Annotated in this window: 18 protein-coding genes; 9 read left to right on the top strand and 9 right to left on the bottom strand. The window is 58.1% G+C overall.

All coding sequences use genetic code 11. The annotated features are described in order from the left end of the window. Positions 1–109 precede the first annotated feature (109 nt). Complete coding sequence (locus tag Mal65_RS00200) at positions 110–856, top strand: hypothetical protein (protein WP_196784461.1); 747 nt, start codon at positions 110–112, stop codon at positions 854–856. A 72-nt stretch (positions 857–928) separates the two neighbouring features. Next, a complete protein-coding gene (locus Mal65_RS00195; RefSeq protein ID WP_145292555.1) occupies positions 929–1,333 on the top strand; it encodes a hypothetical protein in 405 nt (134 codons plus the stop codon). A gap of 49 nt (positions 1,334–1,382) precedes the next feature. Here the strand turns inward: Mal65_RS00195 and Mal65_RS00190 are convergent, their stop codons facing one another. Together Mal65_RS00190 and Mal65_RS00185 are read right to left on the bottom strand one after the other, a co-directional pair. After that, the gene (locus tag Mal65_RS00190; protein WP_231131252.1) at positions 1,383–3,092 is read right to left on the bottom strand and encodes an FMN-binding protein; all 1,710 of its coding nucleotides are present in this window, start codon (positions 3,090–3,092) and stop codon (positions 1,383–1,385) included. A 32-nt stretch (positions 3,093–3,124) separates the two neighbouring features. Continuing rightward, on the bottom strand, positions 3,125–5,389 hold the full coding sequence (locus Mal65_RS00185) for an FAD-dependent oxidoreductase (protein ID WP_145292552.1): 2,265 nt from the start codon (positions 5,387–5,389) through the stop codon (positions 3,125–3,127). A gap of 138 nt (positions 5,390–5,527) precedes the next feature. Here Mal65_RS00185 and Mal65_RS00180 point away from each other — a divergent pair, with 138 nt between their 5' ends. Then, complete coding sequence (locus Mal65_RS00180) at positions 5,528–6,163, top strand: class I SAM-dependent methyltransferase (protein ID WP_145292550.1); 636 nt, start codon at positions 5,528–5,530, stop codon at positions 6,161–6,163. Positions 6,164–6,230: 67 nt separating this feature from the next. On the opposite strand, the gene Mal65_RS00175 is transcribed toward Mal65_RS00180, so the two are convergent. Together Mal65_RS00175 and hisI are read right to left on the bottom strand one after the other, a co-directional pair. Then, positions 6,231–6,701 carry a RidA family protein gene (locus Mal65_RS00175; RefSeq protein WP_145304502.1) on the bottom strand — a complete coding sequence of 157 codons (471 nt, stop codon included), beginning with the start codon at positions 6,699–6,701 and terminating at the stop codon, positions 6,231–6,233. 210 nt (positions 6,702–6,911) lie between these two features. Beyond that, a complete protein-coding gene (gene hisI, locus Mal65_RS00170; protein WP_145292548.1) occupies positions 6,912–7,340 on the bottom strand; it encodes a phosphoribosyl-AMP cyclohydrolase in 429 nt (142 codons plus the stop codon). A gap of 191 nt (positions 7,341–7,531) precedes the next feature. On the opposite strand from hisI, the gene Mal65_RS00165 reads away from it, so the two are divergent. After that, complete coding sequence (locus Mal65_RS00165) at positions 7,532–8,125, top strand: glycosyltransferase family 2 protein (RefSeq protein WP_145292546.1); 594 nt, start codon at positions 7,532–7,534, stop codon at positions 8,123–8,125. Positions 8,126–8,210: 85 nt separating this feature from the next. Continuing rightward, positions 8,211–9,647 carry a purple acid phosphatase family protein gene (locus tag Mal65_RS00160; protein ID WP_145292544.1) on the top strand — a complete coding sequence of 479 codons (1,437 nt, stop codon included), beginning with the start codon at positions 8,211–8,213 and terminating at the stop codon, positions 9,645–9,647. Positions 9,648–9,673: 26 nt separating this feature from the next. Here Mal65_RS00160 and Mal65_RS00155 read toward each other — a convergent pair whose 3' ends face one another. Both Mal65_RS00155 and Mal65_RS00150 read right to left on the bottom strand, forming a co-directional pair. Beyond that, positions 9,674–10,486, bottom strand: coding sequence for an inositol monophosphatase family protein (locus tag Mal65_RS00155; protein ID WP_145292542.1), 813 nt, complete (start codon positions 10,484–10,486; stop codon positions 9,674–9,676). 135 nt (positions 10,487–10,621) lie between these two features. Then, positions 10,622–11,614 carry an aldo/keto reductase gene (locus Mal65_RS00150; RefSeq protein ID WP_145292540.1) on the bottom strand — a complete coding sequence of 331 codons (993 nt, stop codon included), beginning with the start codon at positions 11,612–11,614 and terminating at the stop codon, positions 10,622–10,624. A 270-nt stretch (positions 11,615–11,884) separates the two neighbouring features. Here Mal65_RS00150 and Mal65_RS00145 point away from each other — a divergent pair, with 270 nt between their 5' ends. Next, positions 11,885–12,907 (top strand): glycosyltransferase family 2 protein, encoded by a 1,023-nt coding sequence (locus Mal65_RS00145; RefSeq protein ID WP_145292538.1) that lies wholly within the window; start codon positions 11,885–11,887, stop codon positions 12,905–12,907. A gap of 101 nt (positions 12,908–13,008) precedes the next feature. On the opposite strand, the gene Mal65_RS00140 is transcribed toward Mal65_RS00145, so the two are convergent. The 3 genes from Mal65_RS00140 to Mal65_RS00130 all read right to left on the bottom strand — a co-directional run bounded on the left by Mal65_RS00140 (position 13,009) and on the right by Mal65_RS00130 (position 17,628). Continuing rightward, positions 13,009–14,493, bottom strand: coding sequence for a DUF1501 domain-containing protein (locus Mal65_RS00140; protein ID WP_145292536.1), 1,485 nt, complete (start codon positions 14,491–14,493; stop codon positions 13,009–13,011). 12 nt (positions 14,494–14,505) lie between these two features. Then, positions 14,506–16,995: a PSD1 and planctomycete cytochrome C domain-containing protein gene (locus tag Mal65_RS00135; RefSeq protein ID WP_145292534.1), complete on the bottom strand. Its 2,490-nt coding sequence runs from the start codon at positions 16,993–16,995 to the stop codon at positions 14,506–14,508. A gap of 171 nt (positions 16,996–17,166) precedes the next feature. Then, positions 17,167–17,628: a superoxide dismutase [Ni] gene (locus tag Mal65_RS00130; RefSeq protein WP_196784460.1), complete on the bottom strand. Its 462-nt coding sequence runs from the start codon at positions 17,626–17,628 to the stop codon at positions 17,167–17,169. A 315-nt stretch (positions 17,629–17,943) separates the two neighbouring features. Between Mal65_RS00130 and Mal65_RS00125 the strand changes: the two genes are divergently transcribed. From Mal65_RS00125 to Mal65_RS00115, 3 genes are all read left to right on the top strand, one after another. Continuing rightward, positions 17,944–18,660, top strand: coding sequence for a lysophospholipid acyltransferase family protein (locus Mal65_RS00125; protein ID WP_145292532.1), 717 nt, complete (start codon positions 17,944–17,946; stop codon positions 18,658–18,660). A gap of 157 nt (positions 18,661–18,817) precedes the next feature. Then, positions 18,818–19,879 (top strand): cytochrome c family protein, encoded by a 1,062-nt coding sequence (locus tag Mal65_RS00120; protein WP_145292530.1) that lies wholly within the window; start codon positions 18,818–18,820, stop codon positions 19,877–19,879. 225 nt (positions 19,880–20,104) lie between these two features. Continuing rightward, positions 20,105–23,224: a secretin N-terminal domain-containing protein gene (locus Mal65_RS00115; protein WP_196784459.1), complete on the top strand. Its 3,120-nt coding sequence runs from the start codon at positions 20,105–20,107 to the stop codon at positions 23,222–23,224. Positions 23,225–23,266: the final 42 nt, after the last annotated feature.

The following is a 23,266-nucleotide window of genomic DNA, read 5'->3' as shown; positions in this document are numbered from 1 at the left end:
CAACGCGGTCGTGCCGGGCACGGTCGTTTCATAGGCTACATTAGCCTTGCAACGTGGAAAGCTCTGGACGGTTATCGAGCCCCACCTTCCAACGGAATGAGTCGTTTTTATGGATCCTGAAGTGCCCGCAGAGCCGCAAAAACCCGCACGACCCGGAGCGTCAGCCCATCGTCGCCCCAAGGCAGGCAAATCGGCGGCGGGAATCGCCATCGCCGTGCTGGCGGCTCTTTACACGTTCTTGGCACCGATGGCCAACGAGCGGTTCGGCTGGAAACTGCCCGATTTGCGAAAGAATTCGCCCGGCGATCGCACAGCTCAGGTGGTTCAACCCGCCGGATCCGATTCCCCAGCAACCGCGGAAATTCGGAACGAACGTGACGATGCGGCCGGCACAGCGTCGGAATACTCGTCATCCCAGTCGACCACCACGACACCGCCCACCGCCGGGGCCGACGATGCTGTGGGGCTGAAATATGGCCTGTTGAAGGATTTGGGCGGCCAGCGGTACATGTCGCCCGCAGGACTGATTTATGGCCCCGGCAGTGCCGAAGGCCATCGATTGAAGCACGTCGAACGACACGCGTCCGACCAACCGGGACGTCCCGGCAGTCACGGCGTTTTTGATGGCGGAATGCAGGGCACCTTGGAAACGATTGATGCAGCCTACGTGCGTGCCAAGTCAGGCCAGCGCACAACCACACAACAAGACGGCAGACGAACCATCCACACCGTCGATATGGGGCGCCGCGTCGGATATGTCGGCGGACGTGACGGCAACCGCCGACGGAATCCAATGGCCCGCCGCGTCCAACTGGTGTTGGAAGACCAACGCGTCATCACGGCCTATCCCAAATGATGGCGGTCCCCAACGATCGCCCGAACACCACACGTTTTCGCACCCAGTCCAAGGTCGAACCCGGTCCAAGCCATGACACCTTTCCATTCCATCAGCAAATGCCCGATCTGTGGTGGCGGCCTGTGTGGCGTCCGTATCTGTGGATTGCCCAGCCACGAATTGCAGAAAACGATGCTGAGCGATTCAGCTGACAACCAGAAACAAATCGTCGCACCGGAGATCGGTGAAGCCACCGCCCCCCATGGTTTGGTCGTCTGTGATGAATGCGAAGCGATCTGGCTGGAACCCGATACGTCCGGTCCACATCAATACACCGATGCCGAAAACCCCAAGTGTCCGATCTGTCATGAACCGTTATTCGGTGACCAATGCCACTGGGCCAATACCGACGAGGTCGCCTTCCTGGGTTGGGCACAATTGACCGATCCCGAACTTGATTACAGCCCCGACGACTGCGATCCCGAACCATCAACTTGAGAGCTCAAGCAAGTCGACCGCCCCGGCATGAGCTCTCCTTCTGCTCGGGTCAGCCCATGACCCAATGCCTGGCGATGGCCAGGACCAAGAGCCCCACCAAAACCAGATCGGCAACCGCCAGTTTTCGGCCGTCACCAGCGCGGCGGACGTAATCGATCAAATAGCCGGTCGGGCATCCATAGCGGCAATAGGCCATGGGTATCACCGTGGCGACCGCCAAGGTTGCCAACGCGAAAACGATCGAACCCAATCCGGCGATCCGGAACAGATAGGCGTGAAATGGCTCCCAGCCGCTCAGGTCGACCGTGGGACGAAACAGCAGCACGACATAGGCGATCGTCAACAAGCCGCCGGGGATCCGCCGCAGCCAAATGTCGACATCACGCCGGACAGACACCCGTCGGCGTGACTTCGATCCGTGACGCACCCATTGTTGGATCGCCCCATGCGGACACAGATGATTGCAATAAGGGTTGGATTTGTTGACCGGGGGCAACAGCAGGGCGACCGCTGCGATTGCCGCCAGCCCCGGTGCCAATCGCCATGCAATGCCTTCGGCCGACCAACCGGCCAACAAGGCCAACGACAAAAGATTCCCCGCATACAGCCCGACGATGACGAACACCGCGATCAACCATGTTCGGCGAAGGGATCGGTAGCGAAATCCACCGAATTGATGAAGCAATCCCAAGGCCACCAACAATCCGATCATCCACGCATCACTGTTGGCGAACCGGATCGAATGCCAAAACGGTGGGTCGGTGGCTTCCGCGACGTCCGGTTCCGCATCGCCGTAGCGTGCCATTGCGTCGACCAGCGTTTGCGTCATTGCGATACTACTCATCGTTGCACCGGAGACGCCTTCGATGGATTCGGCTTCCAAATCCAGTTGGCCCAACTGTGACGCCGTCATGTCGGTGAAACGTTTCCAGTAATACTTTTCTTGTCGCACCCAGTCGACATAGGGTTCGTTGTCAAAAGTCGTCAACAGCTTCAGATCTTTGACGACATCACCGTCACCCATTCGGACCAACCATTCCGACGGACCTTGATAACCGATGACATCGTCGACCAGGGGGCCGGTCCTGACGACGGTGCCGATCTGATTGCCGTCGGCATCGATCACATCCCAAGTCGCGGGGCCGCCGGTCAAACGCCGTGCATCGGGGAACCAGTCGCGGACATCGTCGATGCCCAGTGGATCCGCAAAAACCAACGACCCCGCTTCGCCGCCCATGCGTTGGATTAGACCTTGGGCAAGTGCCAGTGACGTCAAAGTGGCACCGGACACCGCATCGACTTTCTTTCGGCGATCGATTTCGCCCCATGTCCAACTTTGGAACTGGGCGAAGAACTCATCGCTATTCCGCACCACTTGGACGTGTTCGACGGTATCCGCACTGTCCAACAGACCAACCGACACGATGCGGCGCTGTGCATCAATCACAACCACCGCTTCGCTGGGTCCGCGATAGCCGACGACGTCTTGCGCGTCTGGCATGGTTCGCGCCACGTAGCCCAAAGCTCGGCCGTCAGAATCAGCGATGGCCCAAAACCCGGCTGCGCCGTGCTGGGGCTCGATCGTTGCGACTTCCCAAGGCAAATCGCCGGGTAACTGCTCGAACGTCGGCGGGCCGGCTTGTTCCGTCGTCGGCATCGGATGTGGCGACGGGATCAACCAGGCTAGGACCACGACGATGCCGACACGGATCCAATGCGCGCCGATCATTCGCTTGCCGTTCGATGCGGCTTGGTTCATAGCGTTGCGATGCACGGGCAGGATTCGCCCGATCAATCGACCTTGCGAAGCGCTACCGCATCGGCATGCACCATGCCGTCGGCGTCATCGGTGCTAAGAACGACTTCGACCACGTCACCTTCGCTTAACGAAACCGTACCGGCGACGGCGGCATTTTCGGGATGCTGGATGCTTTGATCGACGTGATAGTCACGTCTGAAATTGCCGTTTCGCAGGGTCACGCGTGTGCGAGTCGAACGATTCTTATGGGGGCTGCTGAATACCAGCAACTCGTACTTGCCCGATGATTTGACGGACAGTTTGAACGTCGCGGTTGCATCTGTACCGGCGGCGGCGTAGCGATAACCGTACCCGACGAAACCTTTTAAACCTTGGCCCTGTTGCCATTTGCCGCTGAGCATTGCATCCCCATCATCGGCGACGATGCCATCGATTTTTGCGGGGTCCAAACCACTGGGCGGACCATAGGGTCCCGCCAACGTCATCGCGTCGCCAGGAACCACGATGTCCGAGGTCGGCGTTTCCCGTCGGGCTTTTCCGGGATAGTGCATCAAACGCACCAGATCATCCAGATGGTCCTCGTACACGTCCCGCGGCAAGCAATCTTCGGCTGCACAAATCGAAGCGGCTTTTCCAACCACTTCGCCCATCATTCCACAGGTCTTCATCACGCGAACGGTCCCCAGCGCTTCGTGGGTGACACTGATGCAGCGTCCGGCCATGAACAGGTTGTTGATGTTACGGCTGTAGAAACATCGATACGGCACCGGATAACCATAGTTTCGATCCACGGCACGGTTGTGTTCGGCAATCGAGATGAATGGGTTATCGGGGAACTTTTTGGCGTATTGTTCCTTCGGGTAATGCAGATCGATTGACCAAGTGCTGGGAACGCAGCCGTCGATGAAGTCTCGTTTGGACACGATGTCTTCTTGCGTCAGCACGACATCGCCCATCAGGCGACGACTTTCTCGTGGACCACCGATGTACGCGACCCAAGTCAAAATCGCGGTCGGGTGGTCCTCGGCACCATCACGATTCTTCATCGCGTTGAAGGCACCGTAGACGGCGCGCAGATTCCAGTCGCGAATCGCTTCGGCGTCACCGATCGCGTCTTTGTCGAAACCGCTTTCCCAAAACCATTGTCCGTGGTGATCACGTGGGTAGGGAAAGTCCGCCATGTTCAAATCCAATGCCCATGGTGTTTCCGGGAATTCGGTCGGCTGGTCCAATTCATCCCAGGCCCACATGTTGCTCATTCCCATGCGGCCTTCGGATGTCATGTCCAGATCCGCACCGGCCCAAGTTCCGATCCAGCCGTGACCGGTGCAATCGCAGAACAGACTTCCTTCGACCACGACTTCCGCGCCGGTCCGGGTGTCCAGCGCGGTGACCGCCACGATTTTGTCGCCCTTCATCGTGACATCGTGAGCGTGATGATTCAGCATCAAGTCGATGTTAGGCTCCGCCCGGACGATGCGTTCTTTCAAGTCGTCGCCGAATTCTTCATAGGTGCCCGGCGACTTGGTCGCGTTGTCGGCAAATTCGTCGATGATCTCGCCGATCCTTGGGAACTTGCCACGGCGAATGTTCCCCTTTGCCCAAACACGGACTTCGCTGGATCCGTTGCCGCCCAACACCGGTCGGTCTTGAATCAGCGCGACCTTGCAACCCATTCGCGCCGCCGAGAGTGCCGCGCCCATGCCGGCATAGCCGCCGCCGACGACGACCAAATCATAGGGGCGCTTTTGCAGTGGCTGATCGGGCAGTCCCAACTGTTGGCGGCGCCACGGTCCCAAAACTTGGTCGGCTGCGGGCGGATCGGTGGACAAGTCGGTCGTCAGATAAAGACAATCACATCGACCGTCGAAACCGGTTTGATCCATCAGTGCCAGTGACGTCGCGCCTTTGGCCAACTGAACGGTGCCGCCGTCATGCCACGACCATTGCTTGCCTTGGGTTCCGAACGTCGTTTCCAAGACATCTTCGCCGATGCGGACCTTGAACTTCCCCGGTGGTGGTGCGGCGCCCCAGCGTGCCACCCAGTCTTTGGTACGCACCCAAATGCGATACTTCCCTTCGGCGGGCACGGTGATTGTGGTGGTGGCATCGTCGACCGGCTTTCCCAATCCATGTGCCAACAAGTAGGGCGATCCCATTTCTTGGATGAATTGGGTATCAAGCTTCCAGCCGCCACGGTCTTGAAAGCTTTCGGCTTCAACGAACAGGTCGGCCGCCGGCGCCGTGCCGGTCGCAAGTAACAGGAAACAGACAGCCGACAAGGTGGGTAAACGCATGATCGTTCTTCGATGGAACCGTCGCTGGGGGGATACGGAGGGGGCGGTTCAGAATATCCCGTCGGCGTTCGGAATGCGAGAAGATTGTCGACCGACGATGGCCGTCGGCGGTCTCGCATCGGGAATCCGAAATCTACCATGTTGATTCCGATTGACTTGCCCCGCCGCTGGGATGAACGTCCGGTGCCAGCGGAAATCCGGCTGGCGATCACGGCGGCCCGTCAGCGAATTGAAACCTTCCAAGATTGTTGGGACCGCGACGCAATCGAACAATTTGTGGCGGCCGATTACGAAGCGGTTTACCAAACGTTGGCCTGGGTCAAAGAAAGCCAACCGTTGCCGGGAAACCGTTTCTGCGAATGGGGATGCGGTTTCGCGGTTGTCGCTTGCTTGGCGACCGAACTTGGTTTCGACAGCATCGGAATCGAAACCGAGCCCGACTTGATCCGACAAGGCCGGGACACGCTGGCGGATTGGTTCGACCCGCCGGCGTTGGGCCCGGAACTGGTCGCCGGGAATTTTCTGCCGCCCGGAACGGAATGCTTGGCCGACGACCCGACGTTGCCCAGCCTGGGACATCACAGCGATTCAGCCTATGAATCACTGGGCCTGGATCTGGACGATTTTGCGGTCGTCTATTCGTATCCCTGGCCGGGTGAGAACGACTATCACTGTGATGTCTTCGACGCCCGGGCGGCCGTCGGCGCGATCCATCTCCAGTTCGCCGGTCCGCACGATGTCCGTGTCTATCGCAAAACTGGCACCAGGCGATAGCGATTCGCCATCGCAACTGTGGCCGGCGCACCGCTGTGGGCCAGAACCATTCCGTCAACCGGCGAAATCAGCCTTGCCGGATCTGAAAGATGGCTTCGATTTCCACCGCGATACCACCGGGCAGGGCGTTGGTTCCGACGGCGCTGCGGGCCGCCACACCGGCATCATTACCAAAGACGTCGCGGAATAGTTCGCTGCACCCGTTGATCACCGCCGGCTGATCGACAAAGCCTTCGGTGCACCGGACCAGCCCCAAAAGCTTCACCAAGCGTTCGACCCGATCCAGCGAACCCAATTCGGCACGCAGGGTCGACAACATTGCCAGTCCCGTCAACTTGGCCGCGGCAAAGCCCGCTTCGACGTCCAGATTCAAACCCAGCCGTCCGGTCACCATGCTGCCGTCTTCCTTAAGCGGCGCGTGCCCCGACAGATAGGCCATGTCGCCGACGATCACGATTGGCTTGTAGACCCCCATCGCCTGCGGTGCCGGAGGAAGAGGTAGATCCAAGGCATCCAATCGTTGATCGTTGCTGCTCATCTGTGGTCCGTTGTGGCGTCGAAATTTTGGATCCATTCCGACGATTCGGCGTGCAAGCCGTCTGGAATGGGGTGTCTTGATCCACTGTAGCGAACCAGCCAGTTCCCGGCACGGACCCGCATGGTGAATCGTCCCCTTGGCGGCCGAACAATGTCGAAGTCGGCTTTGCGGACGAAGTCGGCTTGCGCGGACGATTCGGACTCCGCGGGATCAAGACTTCTTCGACGCGTCGCCGTAGACCTCGGCAGGATCGACCAACCGTTTTTCCACCTCGCGGACCCCGCCATTGCTGTCGACGGCGCGAAAGAAGCACGACGCAAACCCCTCGTGACAGGCCGCACCGACTTGATCGACCTTCAGCAAGATCGTGTCCGCGTCACAATCGATACGAACTTCGCGGACACGCTGACGGTGACCACTGGTTTCACCCTTACGCCACAGTTTTCCTCGGCTGCGGCTGAAATAGGTCGCTTGGCCGGTTTGGAGTGTTTCTTGGAACGCCTCGGCATTCATCCAGGCCATCATCAACACCAGCCCCGATTGGGCGTCTTGCGCGATCGCGGGCAGCAACCCGTTGGCTCCTGCATCGAAGTTGGGCAGTCCGGCGGTTTCCGTCTCGGTCGTCTTTGGCTTGGTCATGCCGCGATTATAGACACACCCCACAGAATCCGAACGGCCCATGCAACACGTTTGACCACGGCAACCCACCGGATGCCGGCGTCATTGCAGAACGTTGCGGTCGCCATCCGATCCACAGAAGCGATGCGCCCGATCATTCCGACGTCTTTCTTCGGTCGCCTTACCGTTTCTTCCCATCCCGAAACACTTCCATGGCCAGACCTAACCGCATGTCCGTCGTGCTACCGGTACGAGACGGCCGTGATCGAATTGAAAAGCGAATCGACCAAGTCCTGGGTCTATTGGACGAGATGATTGGGGATCCCGAAGCGGCCGAAGTCATCGTCGTCGACGACGGCAGCCAGGATGACACCGCAGAATACCTTGGTGAATTGGCCGAACAGAATCCGCGGCTGCGGTTGGTCCGCCATAGCCGAGTGCGGGGAATGGAAGCCGCGGGTCAAACCGGCCTGGAACGCGCGACCGGCGATCTTGTCTTCATTCAAGAAGACGACGCCGACATTCGCGAAGATGACATGAAGAAGCTGTATCAAATGAGTCAAGATCCGACCGTCTTGGCCGCGCGTGCACAGACCCAGCCGCCCAGCTTTCCCGCCGAACTGATCCGGCGTCTGGTCGCATGGGGTGTCGTCGCGCAACGGGCCTTGCCACAACTGGGTCGCAGCGAGGCCAAAACGGGGCTGCAAATGATTCGACGGCCACACCTGCAACGACTGGTCGGTCCCCAAGGCGATCGATATCGCTTGCAAAGCGAAACCATTCGCGGGACGTCCGAAACAACCTGACACTCCGTATCCGCATCATTGCAGTGCGCGTGCCGGCTTCTTACAGTTCGCGAAGAACGTTTTCTTCCGGCTGTTGAGAAACATCATGTCGTCGCCCGCCAATTCGTCGCCCGCCCCATCCGTTCAACCCTCCAGCCATCGCCGTCGTCATCGGGTGTCGATCGGCGTGATGATGATGCTGTTGCTGTTGGCCTCCACGTCATCGCATCGGGTCGCCTTCGCGCACGACGTGCATCAGCACGAAATCAAACCGGTGCCGGACCAACAGACCTATCGACCCTCGGCGGTTCCGGATCGCATCTGTTTGTCGATGACCGAAACTCCGGCCACCGCAATGGCCATCACCTGGCGGACCGACGCAAAGACATCAGCCACGATCGCACAATACGCCGTGGCACAAGACGGACCGGACTTCGTGGACGACGCCATCATCGTCCAGGGCACTTTCAGCCGTTTGGAAACGGACTTGGGCAACGCCGTCTATCATGAAGTGGTGCTGGCCGATTTGATTCCCCAAACAAAGTACCTGTACCGCGTCGGCGATGGTGTGAATTGGAGCGAATGGTCGGAGTTTCAAACCGCGGCCCGAACGGCCCAACCGTTTTCGTTCGTCTATTTCGGTGATGCCCAAAACGACATCAAAAGCCACTGGTCACGGGTGGTCCGAAATGCCTTTCGCGATGCACCACGAGCGGCGTTTTTCTTGCATGCCGGCGATTTGATCAACCGTGCCGAAAGCGACGCGGAATGGGGCCAATGGTTCGGTGCCAGCGGATTCATTCATCGGATGCTGCCCGCCGTGGCCGTGCCGGGAAACCATGAGATGGTCAAACAGGAGGATGAATCGGGCAGCACTCGCCGTTTAAGCCGGCATTGGAAACCGACCTTTGCGTTTCCCACCAATGGCCCGGAATCCCTGGCCGAATCTTGCTACTACGTCGACTACCAAGGCGTTCGGCTTGTCTGTTTGAATAGCAACGAGCAACAAGCCGAACAAGTCGCTTGGCTGGAACAGGTCTTGTCCGAAGCACCCGGTTGGAAGATCGTCACTCACCACCACCCGATCTACTCCGCCAGCAAGGGCCGAGACAATCCGGAATTGCGTGATTTGTGGCAACCCATCTATGACAAGCACGGTGTTGATTTGGTCCTGCAAGGACACGACCACACCTATGCTCGCAGTCGCATGATGCGGTTCCAAGACAACGCACCGGAGAACACTGCGGTGAACAATGGTGTGCCGGTCGGCAGCGAAAACGTTGGCGAAGGTTTGTCCAAACAAGACGCCGGTGGAACCGTCTATGTGGTCTCCGTCAGCGGCCCCAAAATGTATGACCTGGATCCAGAACCCTTCATGCAATCGTCGGCCGAGCGGACCCAGCTGTACCAGATCATTTCCATCGACGGAAACCGGTTGCGTTACCGTGCCTGTACCGCAACGGGACGCCCCTATGATTCATTCCAGCTGATTCGACGTTTCGGCAAACCCAATCTGTTGATCGAACGCGAATCGACCCACTAGATTTCACCCGCGGTCACGCACCCGAATCAAGGATGATGTCGACGTGTGATCTGCAACATGGCATCGTAAATATCGGGATGCGCGGCCAAGACGCTGGTCTTTTGCATCGGCAACTCGTCACCCTTGGCGGTGGTGATCAGACAACCGGATTCCTGGACAATCAATTGTCCGGCGGCAAAATCCCACGGCGACAATTGGTATTCAAAGAATCCACCGAAATGGCCTTGGGCAACGCTACAGAAATCCAGCGATGCGGTTCCCCAGCGGCGAATGCCATGGATGTGACGATCGAAGAATTCTTCGATCGCCGACAACGTTCGTTTCATCATGTCACCGCGATCGTAATAAAAGCCGCATCCGATCAGCACTTGGTCCAAACTGACCGCCGGTGGTGTCACGATCGCTTGGCCGTTGAACTGGGCTCCCTGATCCTTGATCGCCGTGAACAATTCATCACGAACCGGGTTCAAGACGACACCGACGACCGGGCGACCTTGATGGTAGTAGGCGATCGAAATGGCGAAGTGGGGAACACGGTGGGCAAAGTTATTGGTGCCGTCCAGCGGGTCGATGACCCATAAGTGTTCCGCCGACGCATCACCATCGCTCAGACTTTCTTCACCCAACAACTCGTGATCGGGATAGGTCTGGCGGATGCACTTGGCAATCACCGCTTCGCTGGTTTCGTCCGCGTCGCTGACCAAATCATACGTGCGGTTGCCCCCGGTCTTTTGCCGCATTTGTACGCCGTCACGGTAATACCGCATCAACACGTCGGCGGCTTGTCGGGCTGCGTCCGTCGCCACGGACAACAATTTGCTGGTATTTGGATTCGTCATAGCGGCCACAATGTAACAACAACCGCGTTTGAACCGAACCACATCCATCATCGCCCGTCATTTGGCAACAGCACTGGCAATCAACCGTGTTGTCGGCTGATCAATGTCGCGGATGGAAATGGATCGTTTGGCAAATCACTTCCCTGCGTACCAAACACCGCGACGCCAATTGTGTCGCCGCAGTTGCTGAAGAAACTCGGCCGGCAAATCGGCTTTATCGCTGACCGCCGCATTGGCTTTGACGTGTTCGGGCGAACGCATTCCGACGATCACCGTGCTGACGGCGGCATGAGAAAGCGCGAACTTGATCGCCACGTCGGTCAAACTGTAATCGTCCTGCAAACCGAAATCGCGGATGTCTTGGCGGATCATCGCCACACGATCAACGGTCCGTTCCAGTCGATCACCGGCAAAGTAGGCTTGGCGAAAATCATCGCTGCCAAACTGGTGGTCGCGATCGTATTTTCCGGTCAGTGATCCTTCGTCCAACGCGACGCGAACAATCACGGCGGTGCCGGTTTCCTCGGCAACCGGGAAAATCTGCGCGGCGGCTTCTTGATCGAACAGGTTGAAAATCACCTGAACCACATCCACCAGACCGTCGCGCATCAACTGGACCACACAATTCTGATCTTGTTCCGGCGTGCTGACGCCCACATAGCGGATCAAACCTTCGTCACACAATTGCCGCAGCACCAACAAGGGTTGCGGGTCGTCGTTCCACGCCCGGGTCCAGGTGTGCAGTTGCAGCACGTCCAAACAATCGGTCCCCAAGTTTCGCAAACGCTGTTGGATGTTTTCGCGAAGGTACGCGGCGCCATATCGGTCCTGCCAACGGCAATACGGGCTGGGCGGCCAAGGGCCTTCGGCCGGCGGTGCTTTGGTTGCCAATCGAACGGGGCTCACATCCGCGACCGCATTCAACGTTTTGGCGATGACTTTTTCGCTGCGGCCGTCACCGTAACCGGCGGCGGTATCGATGAAGTTGATGCCACGATCGATCGCCAAACGCAACGTTTTGGTGGACTGGTCATCCGTCTGCGGTCCCCATTGGCCGCCCAGCGCCCAACTGCCGAAACCGATTTCGGAAACGTCCCATCCGGTTTGTCCGAAAGGTCTTGTCTTCATTTCCCTGACTTTCCTGGGCGTGAACTGTTTTGCGGATGTGGCGGGGTCGGGTGGCACCCCAGGGTACGCTTTGGCGGGCGCGATTCAGTGTTTGAAAGCAATCGGGGCGAGCTCCGTCGATGCGAATTCTGATCACCGAACGACGACGCACCGTTTCCGAACAGGAAAAGTTTGCCGATTAGTGCACAGAATCAAGCCCGCTTTGCCGCAACGCCAAGGATTCGAACGGTTCATGGCCGAACGTCTCAACCTGATTGTCCGATCCGTCCGATGATGAAAAAAAGGAGCGATCGGAACAATAAGGCGGTTCGAAACGCTTTGCCGATTCGCTGGACTTCGGTCATTCTTGCCGCACGGGTGAAATCGGTGCCACGCTTTCCGTCGATTCCACAACTGTCTGTCATCGTGCCTGTTAACCAACAGGTCAACACGTTTGAATCCAGCTTGGTCAGCGTGTTGGAAAATCAACCCGAATCGTGCGAGGTCATTGTCGCACACGACGGGGGCTACGATGACCCCTTTGATTTGGGTGATGAGGTTCGCTTTGTTCAAGCGGGCGGTGCTAGCACCGTCGAACTGGTCCAGGAGGGCGTGAAACATGCTCGCGGGCACTTGGTCCATGTGATTGCCGACGGCATGTCCGCGACCGCCGGTTGGGCGTCCGCCGCGGTCGAACGATTCGAAGACGATGACGTCGGTTTCGTTTCGCCCACGATCCGCCATCGCGACGGCGACGTTCTGGCATGTGGATGGACCGACACACCGCATCGCTTGTGCACCGCCGTTTGCGCCGGCCAAGATTCGCCACGTCATGGCGACATGGTGCGTTCGATCGGCTGCTACCTTCAAGCCGGTTTCTGGCGACGCGACCTGTTGGCCAGCTTGGGCCGTGGATTTGTCGGAACACGATCCGCCGAAGCCACCTATGCCTATGGCTTGCTGGCCCGTCGAACAGGTTGGCGATCGGCCGTGGCGGTCGACAGCGTTGTGCTGTCCGACGACGACCGTCTGCCTTGGGATCGATCCACGCTGGATCGGGGCCAACGCTTGCGGTCAATCCGCCATCACTTGCGCGGCGGCGGCTGGGCGACCGCCATCACCGCCGGACTGCGCAGCGCCGCGGGCGTGTTGACCGGTTCGGTCGGTTTGGGCGAAGCGATCGGCCAAGCCACCGCGCCGCTGGCCGATGCCGATATCGAACTGATGGTGTTCACCGGTGAAGTGATTTCACCGGACGACTACGACACCACCATTCGTCTGCCCGAGCGAATCGCCGCACGCAAAGCGGCCTAGTCGCCTGGCGGTTTCGATCACATGGTCTTGTAGGATACGCCGCCGGACACATCCCGGTGGCGGCGGGGTCAGCGTCCATCTTGGCGAGTACGTCGGGGCGGTCAGGCGATGATCTGATGGATCGGTTCGACCGGTTCGACACCGACCAGTTTCTGGTCCAACCCGCCGTAGAAATACGCCAGGTGATTCGGATCCAGACCCATCAGATGCAAGATGGTCGCGTGCAAGTTTTTGACGTGCAACGTGTTTTCAACCGCCCGGCTTCCCAGTTCGTCGGTCGTCCCAAAGCTGACGCCACCGCGAATACCACCGCCTGCCATCCACATGGTGAAGCCGTAACTGTTGTGATCGCGGCCACTGCCTTTGGCGTATTCCGCCGTCGGCTGACGACCGAATTCACCGCCCCAAACGACCAGCGTTTCATCCAATAGTCCGGTGCGTTTCAAATCCGCCAACAGCGCGGCGATGGGCTGGTCGGTTCGACCGGCATGGTAATTGTGGTTCTTTTCCAAATCGCCGTGCGCGTCCCAGTTGTCGTCGTTGTGTGACCCACCACTGTAAAGCTGCACAAACCGCACGCCACGCTGGACCAATCGACGTGCCAGCAAACACCGCCGTCCGAAATCCGCTGTCTGAGGACGGTCCACCCCGTACATCGCCAGCGTCTGTTTTGATTCGTTCGACAAATCCACCGACTCCGGTGCACTCGTTTGCATGTGATAGGCCAATTCATAGCTGGCGATTCGCGATGCCAGTGCATGGTCGTCTGGTCGTTGCAATTGGTGACGACGATTGGCTTGCTGGATCGAATCGATCAATTCGCGTTGGACGCCACTGGGCAGATCCGCCGGGGGCGACAGATTCAAAATGGGCGCCCCTTCGCTACGGAAAACCGTCCCCTGGTACGTCGCCGGCATGAACCCACTGGACCAGTTCTTGGCACCGCTGATTGGTCCACCGGTCGGGTCCAACATCACGACGAAGCCGGGCAAATTCTCATTCTCGCTGCCCAATCCATAGGTCAGCCACGAACCCAAGGCGGGGCTGCCCGAAAGGATCCGTCCACTGTTCATCATCAACATGGCCGATCCGTGAATCGGAGAATCGGCCGTCATCGAATGCAAGAATGCAATGTCGTCCACATGTTTGGCGACGTTGGGAAAAAGCGAACTGACCCATTTGCCACACTGGCCGTGTTGCTGGAAATTCCAGCGTGGTTCGACGATCCGGCCACCGGACTTGTGCCCACCGCGGCCAAAAGTTTTCACCTCCACCGTTTTGCCATCCATCCCGACCATGTCCGGTTTGTAGTCGAACGTATCGATATGGCTGGGCCCGCCGTACATGAACAGAAAAATGACCGACTTGGCTTTCGGCGCGAACGCCGGCGGTTTGGGAGCCAGCGGGTTCTGATAGTTGGTTTCCGCGGCCTGTGCCGATTGGCCGAAAAAGCCGTCCCGCCCCAGCATGGCTGACAGCGCCGCGGCACCAAAACCGGCGCCCGATTGCCAAACGAATTCACGTCGCGTCCGGCGGCAAAAAGCGGCTCGTCGTGATTTGTTATGGAATGGTTCTTGGCTGGTCACCCGGTGACTCCTTTAATCGACAAACAGGAATTCGTTCCAGTTCATCACGGACAAACAATAAAGTTCGGCGGCTCGTTCTCGGGGGACTTCAAATTCGTTGACGAGCCGTTGCATCAGATGTCGCCCGGCGGCAATTTCTTCTTGCGTCGGATCGCGTCCCAAAACCCGGCGGACACAGCGATTCACCAACTGGGAATCGTCAATGTGGTTGGCATCCATCCGCTTTGCCAAGCGAGCGGCCTGTTGGTGGGCGAAATCACCATTCAACAATGCAAGGGCCTGTCCGGGCTGCAACGTCATGAATCGGGCTTCGCAACTGCGATCAGGATCCGGAAAATCGAACACCGTCATCATCGGCGTCAACAAGGATCGTTTCACATGGATGTAGATGCTGCGCCGATTCTGGTCGTCTGCCTCAGAATTGCCCCAGCCTTCGCCCGGTCGCGATTGGCCCTGCATGACTTCCCGGCTTAGGGTGGGGTACATGCTGGGGCCATAGACCTGGTCATTCAACGATCCGTTGACTTTCAACATGCTGTCACGAATCTCTTCGGCACTTAACCGACGTCGATCGAATCGCCAAAACAAATCGTTGGCCGGATCAACTTGCATGGCATCAGGACGCGAATCGGATGACCGGCGATAGGCTTCACTGGTGACGATCAGCCGATGCATCGATTTGAACCGCCAGCCGCCATCGACGAATCGATTGGCCAACCAATCCAACAGCGCCGGATGCGTCGGGGGCGTTCCCAATTGGCCAAAGTTGTTGGTGCTGCGAACAATGCCTCGACCAAAATGATGCTGCCAAATTCGATTAGCGATCACCCGCGATGCCAAGCGGTTTTCCGGGTCAACGATCCAATGTGCTAGTGCCAGTCGACGCCCCGACGAATCCGATCGACTGGTCGGTGCCGGCATCGCGGCGACGTTGGAATCGAATAGTTCGGGAAAGGCGATGTCGACTTCGTCAGTGGGGGAATGAGGACTTCCGCGAAACAGCACAAACGTTTCCCGAGGCGGATCGGCCAAACGGGCCAACCCCAAAACGCTTTGGCGTGCGGGCAGCTCCCGCCGACGTTTTCGCACGTCGCGCAGTTCAGCACGCAAGGATTCATACCGCCGCCAGTCATCTTTGGACAAATGGCGACGTAAATGCTTTTCCAACACCGCTTCGCGGTCCGCTTTACGACCCTCCGTCGCCCGTTGATTTTCAGCCGACATCGATGCGATTCCACGCTGTTCGATTTCGGTCAACTGGTTTTCCAAATCCTTCGTTTGACGATCCAGGTCGGCGTACTGTTGTTGCAAGCTTTCTTTGGACACATCGATTTGGTTGTTTCCCGTCTGGTCGCGACGGACCCCGTAGGTCGTCACGTCGCCGAAAAACGCCAGAAAGCTGTAGTAGTCCGACTGCGGAATCGGATCGATCTTGTGATCGTGACAGCGGGCACAATTGATCGTCAGTCCCAGAAAGGCCTGGCCGACCGTGGTGACCAAGTCATCCATTTCATCGTAAAACGCATGCTCGGGATCGGCCGGTTCGTCGTCCCAAATCCCCAGTCGATAAAAGCCCGTCGCGGTTAGCGTTTCGGTGGTCACATCGGACAATTCATCGCCGGCCAGTTGTTCGATGACAAACTGGTCGTAAGGCTTGTCCTGGTTGAACGACCGAATGACATAATCGCGGTACTTCCACGCGTTGGGTTTCGGATTGTCTCGTTCAAATGAATTCGTTTCCGCATAGCGAACCAGATCCAACCAGTGCCGGCCCCAACGTTCGCCGTAATGGGGCGATCGCAGAAGATGATCGACCAACTGTTCGTATGCCCGTGGATCCGGGTCGTCGACGAAACGCTGGATCTGGCGTGCGGTGGGCGGGATTCCGATCAGGTCGTAATACAATCGCCGGATCAACGTCGGCCGATCCGCAGGCCCGTTGGGGGTCAATCCACGCTGTTGCAACCTTTGCGTCACAAACGCGTCGATTGGATGACTAATCTCCGGGTGCCCAGGAACGGCGGGAATCTCCGGTGCACTGACTGGTTCGAATGCCCAGTGATTTTTCCAAGGGGCACCTTGGTCAATCCAACGCCGCAAGATTTCAACGTCGGCGGCAGAAACACGATCGCCCTCGGGCGGCATCGGGTCGACCCACGAATCTTCATCCGCGGTGATGCGTTCGATCAAATGGCTGGCGTCCGCATCACCCGGAACGATCGCGACTTCGCCGCTGTCGGTTTCGGCCATAGCGCCGTCGCGGTCGGTCAAGCGCAGTCCACCCTCCGCTTCGTCCGGTCCGTGGCAGGCATAGCAATGCTTGGCCAAGATCGGCTGGACTTCACGGGCAAAGTCCACCGCGGTTTCGTCCATCGCCGGTTTGTCATTCGCCGATTCGGCCACAACCGTTGACGCGATCAGGAACAAGCCGATCCCGAAGCAAAGGTGAGGTGCCTTGCCAACAGCGCAGCGGACAACCTGGCGAAAAACAACTGAAAACATGCGTTGGTAATTTCGGTAGGGTCGGGGTGACCGGATCAGGGTGTCCAACGTCGACCCGATGGGCCGGATGGAACAGGGCGGGGTAGGGCGAACGAGACAACGCCGTTCGCATGCACGTTGGACGAACCCCTGATCGGTCGGCGGGAAATCAACCGTGATTCGACGGCGGGATCAGTGGGTGTGCTCGAAGTCGGGTTCTTTGCCTTCGTAAGCCCGATAGAAATCGAAGATCGACTTTTCCAAGGCTTTCGCCGTGGCGGGATCAGCGGACTGCTTTGCTTTCATCGCGGCGATCATCACAGCGTGGGCGGCCATCAACTTTTTTCCATAGCCGTCGCCATCGGGCTTGATCCGCTGGGCCATGAAATAGGCGGCGATGGTTTCCTGAATCCGTGTGGCATGCTGTTCTTTGGTCAGCGTCCAACGGCCCATCTGGTTGATTGCCTGGGCGTCGATGTCTCCCGAGCTAAGCTCGTTCAACTGCAACTGAGCTTTGCTGATCGTGTGCTCGTCTTCCAGCATTTGTTCGAACCGCATCTGGTCGCCATAAATTCCACACGGCACTTGGCAATGGGCCGATGCAATCGAGGCAAACACGAGTAGCGTCAACGAAGCGGCAAAAGTTCGGATCATGGTGTGTTCTTTCCGTGGCTGGGTGGTCGGTTGAGGTAAAGAATGTCGCAGGACCATCGCAGTATAGGCGTCTTTTCCGGCTGAATCACGCAAATGACGGGTTTTCAGGCGAATGTTAAGTGTTGTTACAGGGTGGGTTCGGCGCAATCGCGGCGAGGAATTCTTGGCGGCCAAGTCCCCACCCGCCTCGGACCGGAAAATCGGCGTTTACCCCCACGAAAGATCCTGGTATTCCCGGTCCAGTGCGGGCGTCCGTTTTCGGTCCAGGCCCGCGATTGACAGTGTTCTGGTCGGTCCGGTTTTGAATTCGCCCCAATGAAACGTCTGGTCGCTTGGCTATTCGGAATTGCGATGTTGACGGTGCGCCAAACGTGCCGACGGCGATATCACAACGATCCGCGGCAAATATTGCGACAGCAGGGCATTCCCCTGACTTATGCCCTTTTGCATTGCCATCAAATGGCTTGCATCTGTTCGGTCGAACCGGGCGTCGCGGCCATGGCATCGCGATCATCGGACGGTGATTTGGTCGTCCCCGCCCTACGCCGGTGTGGTGTGACGCCCATTCGGGGCAGCAGCGGTCAGGGCAACAAGGGCGGCGCGGTTGCATTGCAACAAGCCATTCGGCACGTCCGTAACCACGGCCCCGCAGCAATCGCGATCGATGGTCCCCAGGGTCCGCGTGGAAAGGCCCAACCGGGAATCGCCCTGCTGGCTCGCAAGTCCAAGGCAGTCATTATCCCGGTGTGCGCCGTGCCCAGCCGCCGTTGGGTGTTCACGAATTCGTGGGATCGTATCCAGATCCCGATGCCGTTTTGCACGATCGACATCTACGCCGGCGAACCGATCGATCCGTCAGACGGGCTGTCGGCACGCGAAATCATTCAACAGGTCGAAGCAAAACTGCTGGATCTGGAACAGCGTTTCGATCCCGAAGAAGCACAGTTTCATTACACCGCGTCGAGCGAAAAGGATTCGGGTTCGTCCACCGCGGTCGATACCGACACCACCGCGAAAGCCGTCGCCGCCTGAACGCCGATCCGTCAACGCGCCAGGGAAAATCTCGTCGTGACGGCCCAGGGTGACCTAGGGTTGCAAGGAGTTGCGTCGCGAACGCCGCATGCTTGCGGAGGGTTCCGTTTGCAACGATTGCTCAAATTCGTCCGCCCGGTTTTGCCCTCCGAATCTCATGTTGCGCGTCATCCTTGTGTTTTTGATCTGGGTCGCCAGTCTGGCCGTTGCCGACGCGGCCGGCCCCGCCACCCGAACATCCGATGCGTCGTCGGGCGGATCGTCTCGGGGTGATTTCGATTTGCTGCTGCATGCACGTCCCGCCGATCCGGCCCACGTGTTGGGCAACGATGCCTGTGTGAAATGCCACGCGAACGAAATCAACGTCTGGAAGAAAACACCCCACGCGACGACCTTTGACGAATTGCATCGTCGTCCCGAGGCACGTCAGATCGCCCGCAACTTGAAACTGCGCAGCATCAAACACGATGGACGTTGCGTCGCCTGTCACTACACCCAACAACAAACCGACCAAGGGTCTTTGGCGGCCATCGCCGGGGTGTCCTGTGAATCATGCCATGCGGCCGCAAAGCAATGGCTGGACATCCATCACGATTACGGCAGCCCCGAAACGACACGGCAAAGTGAATCACCCGCTCATCGCGCCGAACGACTGCGCCGCAGCATCGCCGCGGGAATGCGGAATCCGGACAACGTCTATTTGGTCGCCCAAAGTTGTTACCGCTGTCATACCACCGCCGACGAAGAACTGGTCAACGTCGGCGGTCATTCCGCCGGCAGCGAAGACTTTGAATTTGTTGCATGGAGCCAGGGAAGCATCCGTCACAACTTTGTTCGATCCGACGGTGCACACAATCAAACGAGCGACGTGAAACGATTGCGCGTCATGTTCGTCGCCGGAATGCTGGCCGATCTGGAAGCCAGTTTGACGGCGACAGCCCAGGCGACCCAGAAAGCCAAATACGGGGTCACCGCAGCCGGTCGAACGGCCCGTGCGGCCAAACGTCTTCGCAGTGTCAGCGAAAAAATCGACGACCCGTATGTCGCCGCCAGCCTGAAAGTCTTCGATGGCGTTCAATTGAAACTGAACAACCGTGAATCTCTGAACAAAGCGGCGCAAACCATTGCCAAGCTTGGATATTTGTTCGCCGCAAAGAACGATGGATCCTCGCTTTCGTCGTTGGACCCCTTCATTCCACCACCAGAGACCTGGAAGTAGGGTCCCACCGATGTTTGAGTCATTTGTTTGAATCGGCCGGTGCAGGAGGGCATACTGAGAGTCCCCCGAGTGACTCCTCTGCTTATCCCACCCGTCGTCTCAGCGAGCGCTATCGTGTTCGAACCAATGACTTTCGGCGTTTGCCGAACACGCGCACGATGCCGAACAAAGACCCGACACCTGACTGACGCGCGGTGTCTGAATTCCCACCGATGGCAACTTTCGTTGGGTGTCGGTTTCCTCTGGCTGTTCGCCGGTCCGGCTTGGGCCCAGCCCCAGGCAATCGTTCAAACTCCGTCGGGCCCCGTTGCCGTCGCCACCGCTGGGCCGGGGGCTCCCAAAGGCGCACCGGGCGGACCGCCGGGACGTCCACAACCCGGTCCACCAGGCAAAGACGCCAAGAATGCGGATGAGAAAGCGGGCGATGCATCCGCAGAAAAACCCGAAGATCCCAAAGTCATCCGACGCGAAACCTTGGACGGCAAAGAAGCCGACCCGGAAGAATTGAAGGTCGGTGTCGGACCCGACGGCAAAGTCGCTTTTGCATTTCGCAACCAACCTTGGGTCGACTTGATTCAGTGGCTTGCGGAGATCTCCGAACAACCATTGGATTGGCAAGAGTTGCCGGCGGATCGAGTCAACTTGGCTTCGCCCGGTCGATACACCGTCGACCAAACACGTGACCTTTTCAACCGTCACTTGTTGGCACGCGGTTACACGCTGTTGGAATTGGACGGCGGCATCACGGTCGTCAAAACCGAGAGCATCAATCCTGGCATGGTGCGCCGCGTGGAAGAATCGGATTTGGATTCGCTTCAGCCACACACGTTTGTTCGCGCACTGATGGATGTCGGTTGGCTGTCATCCGAGAAGCTGGCCGAAGAATTGAAGCCGATGATCAGCAGCAACGGCCGTCTGACCGCGCTGACAACCACCAATCGCATCGAAGCCATGGACGCGGCAATCAATCTGCGTCAGATCGCCGAACTGCTGCAACAAGAACGTGACGTGGCCAGCCGTGACGCGTTGGCCCCCGAATTTCGCTTGGTGCACATCCCAGCCGAAGAAGCCAAACAGATGCTGGAAGAATTCTTGGGCGTCGAAGAAAAATCGTCCGCCCCGATGACTCCCCAGCAAATGCAGATGATGCAGCGGATGCAGCAACAAAACGGCAACAAACCGCCGGCGGCTAAGAAGGAAACGGAAATCAGTATCGTTGCCAACACCCGTCAAAACAGCGTGCTGATTCGTGGACCTCGCGACAAGATCGCAACCGCCACTGAATTCGTCCGCCGAATTGATGTTCCCAGCGATTCATTTCAAACGCTGGACGACATCAAATCGCGTGTGCAAGCCTTTCGCTTGAAATCGTTGGATGCCGAAAAGCTGATCGATATCGTCACGGAGATGAACGTCTTGCAACCCAAGACTCACATCCGCGTGGACACCGACAACTCGGCCGTGATCGTTTCCGGTGCCGCGGTGGATCGTTTCATCGTCAAAGAACTGATCGACCAATTGGACGGCAGTGGTCGACGCTTTGAGGTGCTGCAGTTGCGCCGTCTGGCCGCCGAAGAGGTCGCCGAAAGCATCGCCTTTCTGATGGGACAGGAAGAGGAGGACGACGACGACAACCAATCGCGCCGCTATTACTACTACGGTTATGGCGGCGGTGGCGGTGACGACAAGAAAGAAGCGGATCAATTCCGCGTCGCTCCCAACGCCCGATACAACCAAGTCTTGTTGTGGGCCAACGAAAATGAAATGAATGAAGTCCGTTCGCTGTTGGTCAAGCTGGGTGAACTACCGCCGCCCGGTGGCAATCGCGAAACGTTCCGCGTCGTCGAAGCGGCTTCGACCCCAGAAACCTATGAATACCTTCAGCGTCTGAAGTCGCAATTCGAGCAAATGACGGGCAAAGAGATTCGTCTGCCGGATGAAGAAAATTTCACTAGCCCGATCTCCGATCCCGACGAATCATCCGATGCCGATGACGGCAGCGACGATGAAAATCCGGACGGCAAAGACCAGGCCGAAAACGACGAAACGTCCGACGAATCCGCGGACGATGAATCGAAGTCAAAGAACGGTGAAAACGATTCACCCGATTCAGACGAAGGCCAACCCGTCGAACCGCTGGCACAGCCCGCCGCATCCAACCTGACGACCGGCGTTTCAACGGTTCAGGGACAGTTCTTGGTCACCGAGAATGAAATCGCCAGCAACGAAAACGAAACCACCGAACCGCCACTGAGCGACACGATCCAATCGATGGAAGACTTCGATCGCCAGTTTCGTGATCGAATCCGTCGCAGCGTGGAGGCACAAGCCGCCAAAGATGCGGATGCCGACGAAACACCGATCGACATCATCGTCGATGACGACGGTAATTTGGTGCTTCGCAGTAATGACACCGATGCATTGGATTCGCTGGAAGAATTGATGCTGAAGATTCGTCCGCCCCAGCGTGAATATGTCGTCTTTCACCTGAAGCATGCCCGCGCAAGCATGATCACGATCGACTTGGAAGATTACTTTGCCACCGAAGAGGAAGAGGAATCGGACGCGGATCGTTTCTATCGATACTGGTTCTACGATGACAGCAATTCGTCAAGCGACAAGCCGTCCGGATTGGCGGCCGGCAGCCGTTTGAAATTTGTCTACAACATCGAAACCAACACGCTGGTCGTCTCCGGTGCAACACCCAGTCAACTGCGAACGATCCGCGAACTGGTCGAACTGTGGGATGTTCCCGAACCGGTTGATGATTCGCGTGCCCGCTTTACCAAGCTGGTGAAGATTCAATACGGTCGCGCCGAAACGATCGCCCAGACTTTAAAGGACGCCTATCGCGACCTGCTTAGCGGAAACGACAAAGCGTTCGGCGCCAAGAACAACGCCAAAAACGGACGCCAGGACGAAAACCAGGAACGCAACGAAAACGGTGGTGGCGGAGGTCTGACGGATTCGCAAAGCGGTCAAGATAGCGGTGGCGGTGGATACAGTTTCAAAGGCAAGTTGTCGTTCGGCATCGACGAAATCGGCAACACGTTGTTGATCAGCGCCGAGGGTAAATCACTGTTGGAACTGATGGAAGAAATGGTTCGGCAACTGGACGAAGCGGCTCAACCCGGCGGCGACGTGGAAGTCCTGCGGATCGGTGGCAACCTGAGCGGTCAGTCGCTGCAACAAGCACTCGAGGCGTTTGGATTGGACGGCTCCGATCGCGAAGGGAACGACAACGACAACCGTCCGGCCAATGGCGGCGTCGAACGTGGCCCCCGACGGGGCGGCAATGGTCGTCCGTTCAATCCGGCCGCGGCACAGGGATATCTGCGGAATTGATCCGCACGTCGACACCGATACGTTGCGAAAGACGGATTCGTC

Source organism: Crateriforma conspicua (assembly GCF_007752935.1).
Taxonomy (GTDB): Bacteria; Planctomycetota; Planctomycetia; order Pirellulales; family Pirellulaceae; genus Crateriforma; species Crateriforma conspicua.
This window is presented reverse-complemented; position numbering and strand designations above follow the sequence as displayed.